This is a genomic window from Thermobifida cellulosilytica TB100, from assembly GCF_001517975.1.
Taxonomy (GTDB): domain Bacteria; phylum Actinomycetota; class Actinomycetes; order Streptosporangiales; family Streptosporangiaceae; genus Thermobifida; species Thermobifida cellulosilytica.
Map to the genome: position 1 here is coordinate 111,099 of NZ_KQ950184.1, position 14,252 is coordinate 125,350.

Genomic DNA, 14,252 nt, shown 5'->3' on the forward strand with positions numbered 1-14,252 from the left:
GACCGGGCGGCAGGCACCGACCGGGTACACCTCTTCACAGATGGGGGAGCAAAGCGACATGACCGAGACGGCGAGCGGCTCTGCTACACGCAAGGGCAGGAAAGCCCGGGGAGGACTGAAGATCCGGCGGGTCTTCACCACTCCCGGAGTCCACCCCTACGACACCGTGGAGTGGGAACGCCGCGACGTCGTCATGACCAACTGGCGGGACGGCTCGATCAACTTCCAGCAGAACGGGGTCGAGTTCCCCAAGAGCTGGTCGATGAACGCCACCCAGATCGTGGCCAGCAAGTACTTCCGCGGCGCGCTGGGCACCCCGCAGCGCGAGTGGAGCCTCAAGCAGCTCGTCGACCGGGTCGTCAACACCTACACCGCGACCGGCCGCGAGCACGGCTACTTCGCCTCCGACGAGGACGCCGAGATCTTCGACCACGAGCTCAAGTACGCCCTCGTCCACCAGATGTTCAGCTTCAACTCCCCGGTCTGGTTCAACGTCGGCACCTCGTCGAAGGCCCAGGTCTCCGCCTGCTTCATCCTGTCGGTCGAGGACACCATGGAGTCGATCCTCGACTGGTACAAGGAGGAGGGGGTCATCTTCAAGGGCGGCTCGGGCGCGGGCGTGAACCTCTCGCGCATCCGCTCCAGCAAGGAGCTGCTCTCCTCCGGCGGCACCGCCTCCGGCCCGGTCTCCTTCATGCGCGGCGCCGACGCCTCCGCCGGGACGATCAAGTCCGGCGGCGCGACCCGGCGGGCCGCCAAGATGGTCGTCCTCGACGTGGACCACCCCGACATCGAGGAGTTCATCGAGTGCAAGGCCCGTGAGGAGCACAAGATCCGCGCGCTGCGCGACGCGGGCTTCGACGTCGACCTGGGCGGCGCCGACATCGTCAGCATCCAGTACCAGAACGCCAACAACTCGGTGCGCGTCTCCGACGAGTTCATGCGGGCCGTGGAGCAGGACGCCGAGTTCGGCCTAGTCGCCCGCACCACCGGCGAGGTCATCGAGAAGGTCAAGGCCAAGGAGCTGTTCCGCAAGATGGCCCGGGCCGCCTGGGAGTGCGCCGACCCGGGCATCCAGTACGACGACACCATCAACGACTGGCACACCACGCCCGAGAGCGGCCGGATCACCGCCAGCAACCCCTGCTCGGAGTACGTCCACCTGGACAACTCCTCCTGCAACCTGGCCTCCATCAACCTGATGAAGTTCCTCGACGACGACGGCTCCTTCCGCGTCGAGGAGTTCGAGCGGCTCGTCGAGCTGGTCATCACGGCGATGGACATCTCCATCACCTTCGCCGACTTCCCCACCGAGAAGATCGCCGAGACCACGCGGGCCTTCCGCCAACTGGGCATCGGCTACACCAACCTCGGCGCGCTGCTGATGGCCACCGGCCACGCCTACGACTCCGACGGCGGACGCGCCGTGGCCGCCGCCATCACCTCGCTCATGACCGGCGCCGCCTACCGGCGCAGCGCCGAGCTGGCCGGGGTGGTCGGCGCCTACGACGGCTACGCCAAGAACGCCGAGTCCCACAAGCGCGTCATGCGCAAGCACGCCGCCGCCAACGACGCCCTCAAGACCGTCGGCGAGCTGGAGAAGCCGATCCACGCCGCCGCCACCCGGGCGTGGCGGGAGTGCCTGGAGATCGGCGAGAAGAACGGCTGGCGCAACGCCCAGGCGAGCCTGCTCGCGCCGACCGGCACCATCTCCTTCATGCTGGACTGCGACACCACCGGCATCGAGCCCGACTTCTCCCTGGTCAAGTTCAAGAAGCTGGTGGGCGGCGGGTCCATGCAGATCGTCAACCAGGGCATCCCCCGGGCGCTGCGGACCCTCGGCTACCAGGAGGAGCAGATCGAGGCCATCGTCGCCTACGTCGCCGAGCACGGGCACGTGGTCGACGCGCCCGGTCTCAAGCCCGAGCACTACGAGATCTTCGACTGCGCCACGGGGCGGCGCTACATCCGGCCCATGGGGCACGTGGACATGATGGCGGCGGTCCAGCCGTTCCTGTCCGGCGCGGTCTCCAAGACCGTCAACGTCCCGGAGGAGGCCACCGTCGAGGACTTCGAGCGCCTCTACTACGAGGGCTGGAAGAAGGGCCTCAAGGCGCTGGCGGTCTACCGGGACAACTGCAAGGTCGGCCAGCCGCTGTCCACCGCCAAGAAGGAGGAGAAGGAGAAGGCCGAGCAGGCCCCCCGCACCGTCGAGGTGCGGCGCCCGGTGCGGCGCAGGCTGCCCAAGCGGCGTCCCAGCCAGACCGTCTCCTTCACCGTCGGCGGAGCCGAGGGCTACATCACCGCGGGCTCCTACCCCGACGACGGCCTGGGCGAGGTGTTCCTCAAGCTCGGCAAGCAGGGCTCCACCCTGGCCGGGATCATGGACGCCTTCTCCATCGCGATCTCCATCGCCCTCCAGTACGGGGTGCCGCTGGAGACCTACGTGGAGAAGTTCACCAACATGCGCTTCGAGCCGGCCGGGATGACCGACGACCCCGACATCCGGATGGCGCAGTCGGTGGTGGACTACATCTTCCGCCGTCTGGCCCTGGACTACCTGCCCTACGAGGAGCGCGCGGCGCTGGGCGTGCTCTCCGCCGAGGAGCGCGCCGCCCAGGCCGCCGGGGAGGACCCCGCGCAGGTCGCCGCCCAGGTGGTCACCTACGCCCAGTCGGCGCCGGTGGCCGAGGCGGGCGACCCGCTGCTCGAGGCTCCCCGGACCACCGGGGTCCGCGGGACGGTGGAGGCGGCCGAGGCCCGGCAGGGCTTCAGCGCCGACGCCCCGCTCTGCGTGAGCTGCGGCACCAAGATGCGGCCGTCCGGGAGCTGCTACGTCTGCGAGGGCTGCGGCTCCACCAGCGGTTGCAGTTGATCCCGGCGCGTTGGCGCACACGTCCCACGGGGGCGGCCCACCGGCCGCCCCCGTTCGCTGTCTCGGGGCGGTGAGCGCGGCGGAGGAGCGGGTATGACGGTAATACCATTGGTAGCATCGCGGTTGTGAGAGTTGACTCGATGGACACTGAACACGGCACCCCCTCGGAGGTGTCCGCCGAACTCGTCAGAGCTCTGCGGTCGGGGCAGGTCGACCCTCTCACGGTGATCACCGCGCTCCACGACAGCGGGAAGCTCCCCCACCGCGGGGAGACGGCACGGTGGCACGTCGGAGAGCGGGGGCGCTTCTCCTCCGGCTCCGCAAGCCGGACCCGCAAGATCAGCATCTCCATGCCGGAGGACCTCAGCTCCGCCGTCCACGAACGCGTCGGACGCGGCGAGTTCAGCCGCTACGTGACCGAGGCGGTCAGCCGACAGTTGGAACTGGACCTGCTGGCCGAACTCGCCGACCTGCTGGAGAACGAGTACGGGCCGGTCTCCGAACAGAGCCTGGCGGAGGCGGAGGCGGCGTGGCCGGACGCCGACTGACCGGAGGAGGCACCCTCGTCCTCGACAGCGAGGGCCTGTCCAAGATCGCGGACGGCGACGAACGCGCACGGGCGCACCTGGAGGTCGCCCACCGCCGCCGGGCCCGTGTGGTGGTCAGCGCGGTCACCCTCGCGGAGGTGCTCCGCGGCGGCCCCCGGGACGCCGCGATCCACCGCGTGCTCTCCCGGATCTCGGTGCTCGCGGTCACCCCCGAGATCGCCCGCGGCGCCGGTGAGCTGCTGGGGAGGACCGGCCTGACCGGCCACCGCTGCGCGATCGACTCGGTGGTGGCGGTGACCGCGCTCGGCCAGGAACGCCCGGTGGTGCTGCTGACCAGCGACCCCGACGACCTCAGCCGGCTCGTCGAGGAGCCGGACCGGCCCAAGCACCAGCGGGTCGCCGTGGTCCACGTATGAACGTCCGCGGCCGGATCGGAGGGCGTCGGCGCCGCGTGCCCCGGCGCACGCCCCCGCAGCGGACCGCGATGCCGTTATCGGACCGTCGTTCCACCGCGCCCCGGTGGACCGCAACCCCGCGGCAGGATTGCGACCCCGCAGGCAGCACAGTGGAACCGTCGAAAGGTGTATTACGTCCGAAAACACACCCCCCCAACTGAGCGAAAGGAGCCCTCGCCCATGTCCTTCGCGCAAACAGTGCGCGGAGCCGCGAGCGCGATAGCCCAAGGGGCTGATCCGCGCACGGCGCTCGGCGACGCTGTCAACCGGGCAGCGGACCAGTTCGGACTCGATCCAGGCGACTTCCTGGCGGCACGCGACCACGGCGCCTCCGTGGGCACCCGGATCGAACAGCAGACCACCTCGCTGGCCAACGCGGGGGAGGCCCTCAACCGCAGCAGGTACGAGCCCGGCCCCGAAGGCCCGGTCCACGTCATCTGCCCGATGGTGATCCCGCGCGGTCGCACCGCGGGCGCGATGCTGCCCGTGATCCTGCTCGCCGTGCTCGGTCTCGTGGGCACCCTGCTCACCCTGGCCGTCCCGGGCGCCACCATGGTCTTCTTCGGCCCGCACTACTGGCTGCTGGTCGTCGCCATCGGCGCCTTCGGCTGGTGGCGCCAGGGCATGGTCATGGTCCCCGACGGCTGTGTGGCGCTGATCAGCAAGTTCGGAAAGCTGGAGCAGGTCGTCGGCCCTGGCCGGGTCACCCTGTTCAACCCGTGGAAGCGCGTCTCCTACATCGTCAACACGACCCGGGAGTACCCCTTCAACGCCCCGATCCGCGAGGCCCCCACCAAGAGCGGCGTCAAGGCGTCGGTCGACCTGTTCCTCCAGTTCCGCATCGAGGACCCCGTCGAGTTCGTCTTCACCCTGGGCGCGGTCCAGGGCTTCCAGGACAAGCTCAACAACGCCATCAGCGAGACCACCCGCAGCCTCATCTACGAGCAGCAGGCCGCGGAGATCTACGACCTGGTCGGCGAGAACACCGCCCGCCTGCTGGACCAGCTCAACCAGCAGTTCCTGCCCGCGGTGCGGCTGACCAACGCCAACATCACCCACGCCGAGCCGTCCAGCCAGGAGTACCGCATGGACCTGGCCGCCCCCGAGATGGTGCGGGTGGCCAAGGAGGCGTACACCTACGAGTACCAGCTCCAACTGCGCAAGGAGCAGAACGAGGGCGATCTCAACAAGGAGCTCGCCTCCCTCAACGAGACCCTCTCCGCGATCCAGGCCGAGATCGCGCAGTACCAGGCACAGATGGACACCGCCCTGGAGCGGGAGACCAACCGGGCCCGCGCCCTGGCCCGCCAGCGGTTCGTCGAGGCCGAGAGCGCCGCCCAGGCCAACGCGGCACTGCTGGAGGCCCAGGCCCTGGACATCCGCGCGGTCAGCGCGGCCGAGGCGCCCGAGATCCTCAACTACCGCTTCCAGCAGGACCTGCTGGACAAGCTGGAGGCGGTCGCCGACAGCCTGCCGCAACTGGTGCAGATCGGGGACGGCGACGCCGCCATCGACTTCCTCCAGGTGGCCCAGCAGCTCATCGGCGGCGCCGACCAGGTGCTCTTCTCCGACGAGGACATCGCGGCCATCCGCGAGCGCCTCTCCGAGATCGAGGAGCGCATCGCCGCCCGCGAACCCGAGATCGCCGCGCTCCTGGGTGAGAGGGCCTCCGCCCCCGTCGCCGGGGAGGCCGTGGCGGAGGCCGGACAGGCCGCGGAGGGCGACCTGCCCGGTGCCGGGCCGAACACGGACCAGTCCGAGCTCTACCAGCGGGGAGGCCAGTGATGAGCCAACCGACCGGCCGCGGCAACTCCACCATCCGGGAGTCGCTCGCCTCCTGGGGCGACATCGCCCGCCTGCTGCGCGGCGGCGACCAGGGTGCCCTGGTCCCCGTCGTCATCCCCCGCGACAGCCGGGGACTGAAGTGGATGACCCTGGTGTGGGTCGGCCTCTACCTGATCCTGACGGCGCTCGTGTCGGCGGTGGCCGTCGGCGGAGTGGTCGGGACCGTCATCGCGGTTCCCGCCCTGTTCTTCGGGGTCGTCTCGGTGGTGCTCGCCCTGCTGTGGTGGTGGCGCTCCTCCATCGTGGAGATCGAGCAGGGCACCACCGGCGTGCTCACCAGGTTCGGGGCCATCGTCGCCGAACTGGGGCCGGGCCGCCACTACCTGTGGCACCCCTGGACCCGGGTCGACTTCGTCGTGGACACCTCCACCGAGATCCCCTACAACGCGCCCGTGCTCGCCTGCCCCACCCAGGAGAACGTGCCGCTCAAGTCGATCGAGTTCTTCCTGAAGTTCCGCATCACCAACGCGGTCGCGTTCGTGCGCACCATCGGCGCCAGCAACTTCGACCTGGTGCTGTCCAACGCGGTGCAGGACGCCATCCGCCAGCGCAGCCGCCGGGTGCAGACCGAGAACGCCTACGACCTGCGCGGCTCCGACGTGGCGGACATGCAGGAGCTGCTGAACCACCAGCTCAGCCGGTACGGCGTGCAGATCATGGGGTGCAACATCCCCGACGTGCAACTGCCCAACCAGTACCAGCAGCACCTGTCCACCCGGGAGCGGGTCGCCAAGGAGCTGATCGCCTACGAGCAGGAGTGGGAGCTGACCCGCAAGCGCCGTATCGACACGCTCCTGATGGACATCGAGCGTTCCAAGAAGGCCCGGGACGCCAAGATCGTCGAGGTCAAGGCGGCGCTGAACCGGGCGCGCAAGGACGTCGCGCAGATGCTGGAGGAACAGGAGACCGAGGCGCAGCGCGTGCGCTACGAGATCGAGACGCGCGGCCGCACCAACCTGGTGGCGGCCGTCAACGAGGCCACCGCCCAGCGGCGGCTGGCCACCGCCTACCGGGACAACCGCGCGATGCTCCGCTACGAGCTGGCCCGCCGCCGCCTGGACGTGGGGGCCAAACTCGCCGAGCAGGCGCCCAAGCCGGTGGTGGTGCGCACCGACTCCGCGTCGGGGGACACCTCGGCGCTGTCCACGCTCCTGCTCGCCCAGCTCCTGCCGGGAATCGCCGACAACCGCCGACCGCGCGGCCTGGGCGGGTCCTCGCCGGTCGCGGCGGCCGGAGAGGCGGACCCGTTGCAGCAGGTGCAGGGCGCGGCCGCCGAAGCGGCCCGGCTGCGGGAGCAGTGGCAGGTCTGACCGACTCCGGCAGACAACGGCAGGGGGGCCGTCCCGACGGACGGCCCCCCTGGTCACGTCGCGGCCCGCTCGCGGCGGATCAGTAGTCGGTCCAGGAGTACCAGTTGCCCTTGACGTGCTCGTAGACCACGTTGCCGTGGCCGGGGAGGAACACGTCGGTTTCCAGTGCCTTGGGGCTGTAGGCCAGCCCCGACTTCTTGAGGAGCCCGGCCCCCTCCACCGTGAACAGCGTCACGCCCTCACGCTCGCTGACCTCGCTGATGGGGTAGAAGCCCGTCCACCGCTCCTCGGGCAGGACCACCCCGGAGGAACCGGTGGTCTCCCGCAGGTGCAGCAGGTCGGCGGCCGACGCGTCGACCCGGGCCTGCAACGGGACGTCGGCCAGGGACAGCGCGACGGCCGCGAGCGCGATCAGCGGCGGAGTGATCCAGCGCAGCCAGTAGTAGCGGATCATGGGCCGGGCCACGGTCATCGCGATGCCCAGGCGCAGCGCTCCCATGGTGGCGAGGACCGCGCCCCCGCCCAGACCGAGGACGAAGCTGGTCAGGTGGCCGCCGGGAACGCTGTCCTCGTACAGCAGCACCAGCGCGACGATGACGCAACTGGGCAGGTAGAGCTTGCCCGGAGGGCGGGAGGCCCAGGAGATGAGCCGCTGCGCGAGAGTGGGTCTGGGTGCGATGGAGATCAGTTTGGCGACCGATTCCTCCCCGGTCCCTGGCTGTCCACCCTGCGGTGCGGGTCCGGTGGGCTCGGGAATGGCGGCGGACATGAGGAGGCAGCCCCCAACGAACGAAGAGAAGTGGCAAGGGACGTGCGGGCCCGACACACCCGCGGGTACGGCCGCCGGACGGCGGTCCGCGCGGCGCGGCCCGTAACATTCCCAGAATAGGGGAGCCGAGGACAGCAGAAGCGCGATACCGCACGGTAGCGCGGAATCCCGCTACCCTGGGGCGAATGGCGAAGGCATCGGCACCCGTTCCCCCGCCCACCTACGACCTGGAGCGCGAGCTCGCCGCGGAGGGCGCGGCGGTGGTCGCCGGGGTCGACGAGGTGGGACGGGGCGCCTGGGCCGGACCCGTGCTGGTGTGCGCGGCGGTCACCGACGGCTCGCCGCCCCCCGAGGGGCTCACCGACTCCAAACGGCTCTCCCCCCGGCGCCGCACCGCAATGGCCCAGCAGGTCCGCGACTGGGTCCGCGACCACGCGTTCGGCCAGGCGTCCCCGGCCGAGATCGACGAGCTCGGCATGACCGAGGCGCTGCGCCTGGCGGCCAACCGGGCGCTGGAGGCCCTGTCCGTCCGCCCCGACGCGGTCCTCCTCGACGGCAAGCACGACTACCTCGGCGCCCCCTGGACGGTCCGTACCCGTGTCAAGGCCGACCTGACCTGCGTCAGTGTCGCCGCGGCCTCGGTGCTGGCCAAGGTGCACCGGGACGCGCTGATGGCCGAACTGGACACCGAGTACCCCGGATACGGTTTCGCCACCGGCGCGGGCTACCCCTCACCGGCCCACCGGGCCGCGCTCGCCGAGCGCGGCCCCACCCCGCACCACCGGATGACCTGGTCCTACCTGGACCGCCTGCCCCGCTGGCGGCACCTGCGCCGGGTGCGGCCCGGCGCAGCGGACGGCCAGTTGAGCCTCCTGGACTGACCCCGCGCGCGGCGTCCGGAGCCGCGACACGCGCGGCGCTCCTTACGCAGCGCCCACGGGAAGCGGCAGTATGGAACGCGACCCGGTACGAGTGTCCGCGAAGCAGGGCGCACAGGGGCATATCGCGAAAGGGGCAGCGATGGGGCGCCAGACCGAACCCCGAGCCGCGCAGCGACCCGGAACCGCCTCCGTGGAACGCCTCCGTTCCGTCTACCGCCGTGTTCCGGTGCGCACCCGGCTCCTCGTCGGGCTGGGCGCGGTCACCGTGGCCGCGGTCACGGCGTTCCTCGCGCAGGTCCCGGTGTGGGCGGCCGTCGTCGGCACGGTCCTGCTGCTCGGGCTGTTCGCCGCGCTGATGCACTCCGCCGCGGCGGTGGCCACCACCGCGGTCTGCGTGGGCTGGACCCTGCTCGCCCACACGCTGCTGTCCATCCCGCTGCACGGCGAACCCGTCCTGCTGCTGGTGCCGCTGCTGCCGCCGCTGACCGCCCTCGCCGCCGCCCGCATCACCGCGTTCCCGGTGTGGCACACCACGCTGCTGGCCCTGCTGGGCGGGCTGATCGCCGGCTTCGGCGTCGCACTGGCCCACATGATCGTCCCGGCGGTCCCGGTGTGGGCGGGGATCGCGGCGCTGGCCCTGGCGACCGGCGCGGCCCTGCTGTGGCGGGTCGCGGCCGCGCGTCGGCTCACCAGGGAGCTGAACCGCTACCGGCCGGAGCGGCCCGCACCCCCCGCGGCACCCGCACCCGGCAAGCGGTCGCGCGCCCGCGGCGGGCGCGGCTCCGCGGGGAGCGGGCAGGCCGCCGCGGAGGAGCCGATGCCGGTGAGCGAGGCGCTGGCCCGCCTGGAGGGCATGATCGGCCTGGAACCGGTCAAGCAGCAGGTCCGCGCGCTCGCCGCCGCCATCGAGGCGGCCCGGCTGCGCGCCGACGCCGGCTACAGCGTCGAGCGGCCGCTGCGCCACCTGGTGTTCTCCGGACCGCCCGGGACCGGCAAGACCACGGTCGCCCGCGCCCTGGCAGCGATCTTCCACTCCTTCGGCCTGCTGCCCACGGCGCGCGTGGTGGAGGCCCAGCGCGCCGACCTGGTGGGGGAGTACCTGGGCGCCACCGCCATCAAGACCAACGAGCTGGTGGACCGGGCGCTGGGCGGGGTGCTCTTCATCGACGAGGCGTACTCGCTGGTCAACGAGGGGGACGGGCAGCCCGACCGGTTCGGCGCCGAGGCCGTGCAGACCCTGCTCAAGCGGGCCGAGGACGACCGCGACCAACTGGTGATCATCCTCGCCGGCTACGAGGCCGAGATGGACCGCTTCCTGGCCTCCAACCCGGGCCTGGCCTCCCGGTTCGCCACCCGCATCAGCTTCCCCAGCTACACCGCCGACGAACTGTGCCGCATCGCCGAGTCCCTGTTCGCCCGGCGCGGCGACGTCCTGGACGCCTCCGCCGCCGCGGAGCTGCGCAGCAGGATGGACCAGGTGGTCCGGCACGGGGTCGTCGACGAGCTCGGCAACGGCCGCTTCGCCCGCTCCCTGGTGGAGAAGGCCGCCGAGGCCCGCGACGTGCGGGTGGTCACCCGGGAGTCCTCCGGCAGGCGGCCCGAGCCCGAGGAACTGGTCACGGTGCGCGCCGCCGACATCGCCGCCGCCTGCACCGCGCTGACCGAGCGGCTGCCCGGCTTCGCCCCGCCCCCCGACCTCGCCGAGGCGCTGGCCGAACTGGACGCGATGGTCGGCCTGGAGCCGGTCAAACGGCAGGTCCGCGCGATCGCCGCGCAGCTTCAGGTGGCCCGGCTGCGCGAGGGGCAGGGGCTGCGCACCCAGCCCCCGATGCGGCACTTCGTCTTCGTGGGGCCGCCCGGGACGGGCAAGACCACGGTCGCCCGCATCCTCGGCCGCGTCTTCGCCGCCCTGGGCCTGCTCAACCGGGCCGAGGTGGTCGAGGCCGGCCGCGTCGACCTGGTCGGCGAGCACCTGGGCGCCACCGCGGTCAAGACCAACAAGCTGGTGGACCGGGCGCTGGGCGGGGTGCTCTTCATCGACGAGGCGTACTCGCTGGTCAACCCGGGCTACAGCGGCGGCGACGCGTTCGGCGCCGAGGCCGTGCAGACCCTGCTCAAGCGGGCCGAGGACGACCGCGACCGGCTGGTCGTCGTGCTGGCGGGGTACCCGGCGGACATGGACCGCTTCCTCAGCAGCAACGCCGGCCTGTCCTCGCGGTTCAACGTGCGGGTGGCCTTCCCCAGCTACACCCCGGCCGAACTCTCCGAGATCGCGGAGCGCATGGCCGCGCGCACCGGCGACTCCTTCGACGACGAGGCCCGCGCCGACCTGGAGCGCATCTTCGGCTACGTGTGCGAGACGGGCTGGATCGACGAGCTCGGCAACGGCCGCTTCGCCCGGTCGCTGTTCGAGAAGGCGTGCTCCCAGCGCGACCTGAGGGTCGCGGAGAGCCTGGGGGAGAACGCCGACGCCGCCGCCCTGACCACGATCACCAGCGCCGACCTGCGCGCCGCCTACGCGGAGATCACCCAGCGCTGAACGGCGCCGCACGGAGTGCGGCGAGACGGGGCGGAATCCTCTCCCGGCGGGCGGCGGAGGCCCTGCTATGGTCCCGCTCATGAGTCGTTCCAGCGAACCCATCCGACAGGCCGTCATCCTCGCCGGAGGGCAGGCCACCCGGTTGCGCCCCTACACCGACACCCGCCCCAAGGCCATGGTCGAGGTCGCCGACAGGCCGATCATCGACTACCAACTGGAATGGCTGGCCCGGCACGGGGTCGAGCACGTGGTGGTCTCCTGCGGCTACAAGGCCGAGGTGCTGCGCGACCACCTCTCCGGGCGGACCCGCCCCGCGATCAGCATCCTGGTGGAGGACGAGCCGCTGGGCCGCGGCGGCGCGCTGCGCTTCGCGGCCTCCGGTCTCAAGGACGCCGACGCCCCCTACTTCGCGCTCAACGGCGACGTGCTGACCTGGTTCCCCCTGGACGAGTTCACCGCCTACCACCGCGCCCGGGGCGGCCTCATCACCCTGGCGCTGGCCCAGTACCGCACCAGTTGGGGCATCGTCGACGTCACCGACGACGGCCTCATCGAGGGGTTCACGCAGAGCCCGCTGCTGCCGTTCTGGATCAACGCCGGCGTCTACGCCTTCGAGCCGGAGGCCACCGCCCTGCTGCCGGTCAAGGGCGACCACGAGTCCAGCACCTTCCCCGACCTGGCCCGGCAGGGACGGCTCTACGGCTACCGGATCAACGGCTTCTGGCGGGGGGTGGACACGGTCAAGGACGTCAAGGAGGCCAGCGAGCAGATCCCCGGCCTGCTCGGCGGCTCCGCGGACTGACGCGCGGCCGCGGGAGGGCGCGCCGGCGGGCCGCCCTAGAGCTCGTCCAGGATCTTGACGAGGGCGGACTCCTCCTCCGCCCCACTCAACGCGACCAGCAGCGTCTCCAGGACCGCGGAGCGGGGCAGGCCGCGGTCGAGCAGCCGCTGTGCTGCGGGCCACAGGTTGGGCGGGTCGCCCCGCCACAGCCGGTCGGCCAGCCGCTCGTGTGCGTCCAGCGCCTCCTCGTCCAACCGGTCGAGGGGGCGGTGCGGCTCCTCGGAGACGGCGCTGTGCCGCCCCCGTGGCGCCTTCGGCGGGTCGTAGGAGCCGAAGTGGTCCAGGCGCAGCAGTGCGCGCCGTCCGGCCCGGGTCGCCGGGTCGAACTCCTCCTCGTCCAGCTCGGTCACCAGCGGGAAGGCGAACATCCGGCGGGGCAGGGCGGACAGGTCGCCGTCGGGCAGCAGCCGGTTCACGGCCTCCCGCCGCAGCCCGAAGGTGGACGAGGGGTCCCAGTAGGACCGGGTGAACACCGCCGTGGCCTCCCACACCGCGTCGATGGTGGCGTGCAGCGCGATCTCGGGCAGCCCCTGGAAGGGGCCGGCCCAGCGGACCCACGCCGCCAGGACGTGCGGCATGGCCTCCTGCTCCTCGGGCAGCAGCAGCACCCGCCGCGGCAGCCACTCCAGCAGGAACGTCTCCACCTTGCGGGGGCTGACCCGCAGCGGGCGGCCGAAGTCGGCGTCGCAGCCGTAGTCGATGATGTGCTCGGCGCAGCGCCCGGCGGCGTAGCTGTCGGACAGGTCGGCCGCCGCGTCGGAGGCGAGGAAGCGCGCGGCGAGGGTGGCGCGCCGGTCGCGCCGCCACGGGGTCGCCCGGACGGGCGGCTCCGGGGGCAGGACGCGCGTGCGCGCCCGGACGAACCCCAGGAGTTCGGTGACGGAGCGGCTGGGTCGGAAGGCGGGCTGCTCCCCGGCGGCCATCAGGCGGAGGGTCCGCCCGAGCGCCGAGGACAGCATGCTGCGCGCACGTCCCGGGGAGACCGCGGTGAAGGAGGCCAGGGGGTCCCGTTCGGCCTGCTCGGCGCAGTGCCGCAGCAGCCGCTCGACCTTGGTGCTGACCCACGCGTCGCGCAGCACGCCGCCCGAGTTGTGGTCGATGACGGCGACCAGCGCGTGCTCGTCCCCCTCCGGCTGCCCGTCGACCTCGTGGCGGTAGACGCACACGAGTTCGTCCACGTCGCCGAAGAGCGACCGGGACACGTAGGTCCCGACGGGGCGGACGGTGACGGGCACGGAGGCCCAGTGGGGGCCGGGGACTCCCAGGGCGGCCAGTTCCCGGGCGCCCCGCCGGGCCAGCAGCCGGTGCCGGGCGGAGACGCCCACCGAGGAGACCCCGGTGAGCAGGGCCAGGGCGGCGGGCGTGGCGGCGCGGCGCGCGTAGTCGAGCAGGCCCTCCCCGACGAGGCGGTCCGGGTCGATCCCCCGTGACCGCATCTCCTGCCAGGAGCCGAGCAGTTCGCTCACGGTGAGCTCGGCGTCGAGGGGATGGCGCAACGACAGCAGCGCCCGGGCGCCGCGCAGCAGTTCCGCGAACACCTCGTCGGGCGGTGGGGGTGCGTCGGAGCGGGGTGAAGAGGGCGGGTTGGACACTCAACGAGAGTATGACAGGCGGGGGAGGTCCAGGGCGGTTCGACCCGGTTCTGCGGTGCGGCCGGCTGTCGGGCGCGCGGGGACGGCCCCGGCGCCCGCGACCGGGGTCAGTCCGGGCGGCCGCCTCCGGCCGGGTGGGGAGTGGAGTTGACCATGGCGCGCAGGTGCTCCCTGGCGACGCGTTCGACGAGACGGGGCGTGGCCCGGAAGCCGAGGTGCTCGGCGCGGCGCCAGACGTCGGCGACGCAGCGTTCCACCGACCGTTGTGGCAGAATCTGGAACTCACTGCGCAGCCGTGCGGTGACCTGCTGCACAGCAGACGGTTGACCGGTCCTGAGCATCCGCGCCCCCTCATGGCGTCGGGCCTGACGGTGACCACTTCCATTCCACAACGCAGGAACGGTCTGTCAAGCCTCGACGTCCCGGGTATTGCCCATGCTTTGGAGCTTTCTGGGGATGTCTGTGGTGGTTCGTCCCTGTGGGGTAAGGGTGCCGGGAGAGGAGGGTGAGGCCTGACGGCCGGTTTTCGGACTGGTTCCCTCCGTTTACCTGGTGGGGATGTGAAGCCGGTGACCACGGCCTTTGCGGATGGTTTCC

General features: G+C 71.8%; 11 protein-coding genes. 8 read left to right on the forward strand and 3 right to left on the reverse strand.

The features are described from left to right. The first annotated feature begins 58 nt into the window (after positions 1 to 58). The 5 genes from AC529_RS15070 (at position 59) to AC529_RS15090 (ending at position 7,033) form a co-directional block, all read left to right on the forward strand. Positions 59 to 2,875, forward strand: coding sequence for a vitamin B12-dependent ribonucleotide reductase (locus AC529_RS15070; protein ID WP_068757824.1), 2,817 nt, complete (start codon positions 59 to 61; stop codon positions 2,873 to 2,875). 140 nt (positions 2,876 to 3,015) lie between these two features. Further along, positions 3,016 to 3,423, forward strand: coding sequence for a hypothetical protein (locus AC529_RS20580; RefSeq protein ID WP_068757826.1), 408 nt, complete (start codon positions 3,016 to 3,018; stop codon positions 3,421 to 3,423). Next, complete coding sequence (locus AC529_RS15080; protein ID WP_157080222.1) at positions 3,405 to 3,839, forward strand: type II toxin-antitoxin system VapC family toxin; 435 nt, start codon at positions 3,405 to 3,407, stop codon at positions 3,837 to 3,839. The genes AC529_RS20580 and AC529_RS15080 overlap by 19 nt, the downstream gene beginning before the upstream one ends. Before the next feature lie 219 nt (positions 3,840 to 4,058). Next, positions 4,059 to 5,663, forward strand: coding sequence for an SPFH domain-containing protein (locus AC529_RS15085; protein WP_068757828.1), 1,605 nt, complete (start codon positions 4,059 to 4,061; stop codon positions 5,661 to 5,663). Continuing rightward, positions 5,663 to 7,033, forward strand: coding sequence for an SPFH domain-containing protein (locus AC529_RS15090; RefSeq protein ID WP_068757830.1), 1,371 nt, complete (start codon positions 5,663 to 5,665; stop codon positions 7,031 to 7,033). Before AC529_RS15085 ends, AC529_RS15090 begins: the two co-directional genes overlap by 1 nt. Positions 7,034 to 7,112: 79 nt before the next feature. Here AC529_RS15090 and AC529_RS15095 read toward each other — a convergent pair whose 3' ends face one another. Then, positions 7,113 to 7,802, reverse strand: a complete 690-nt coding sequence (locus AC529_RS15095) for a hypothetical protein (protein WP_068757831.1) — start codon at positions 7,800 to 7,802, stop codon at positions 7,113 to 7,115. A gap of 185 nt (positions 7,803 to 7,987) precedes the next feature. On the opposite strand from AC529_RS15095, the gene AC529_RS15100 reads away from it, so the two are divergent. The 3 genes from AC529_RS15100 (at position 7,988) to AC529_RS15110 (ending at position 12,024) form a co-directional block, all read left to right on the forward strand. Beyond that, a complete protein-coding gene (locus tag AC529_RS15100) occupies positions 7,988 to 8,683 on the forward strand; it encodes a ribonuclease HII (RefSeq protein WP_068757832.1) in 696 nt (231 codons plus the stop codon). 139 nt (positions 8,684 to 8,822) lie between these two features. Then, positions 8,823 to 11,222 (forward strand): AAA family ATPase, encoded by a 2,400-nt coding sequence (locus tag AC529_RS15105; RefSeq protein ID WP_068757833.1) that lies wholly within the window; start codon positions 8,823 to 8,825, stop codon positions 11,220 to 11,222. Between the two features lie 79 nt (positions 11,223 to 11,301). Beyond that, positions 11,302 to 12,024 (forward strand): nucleotidyltransferase family protein, encoded by a 723-nt coding sequence (locus tag AC529_RS15110; protein ID WP_068758058.1) that lies wholly within the window; start codon positions 11,302 to 11,304, stop codon positions 12,022 to 12,024. 35 nt (positions 12,025 to 12,059) lie between these two features. Here AC529_RS15110 and AC529_RS15115 read toward each other — a convergent pair whose 3' ends face one another. Continuing rightward, positions 12,060 to 13,655: a hypothetical protein gene (locus AC529_RS15115; RefSeq protein WP_232306761.1), complete on the reverse strand. Its 1,596-nt coding sequence runs from the start codon at positions 13,653 to 13,655 to the stop codon at positions 12,060 to 12,062. 107 nt (positions 13,656 to 13,762) lie between these two features. Further along, on the reverse strand, positions 13,763 to 13,996 hold the full coding sequence (locus AC529_RS15120) for a hypothetical protein (protein ID WP_068757834.1): 234 nt from the start codon (positions 13,994 to 13,996) through the stop codon (positions 13,763 to 13,765). Positions 13,997 to 14,252: the final 256 nt, after the last annotated feature.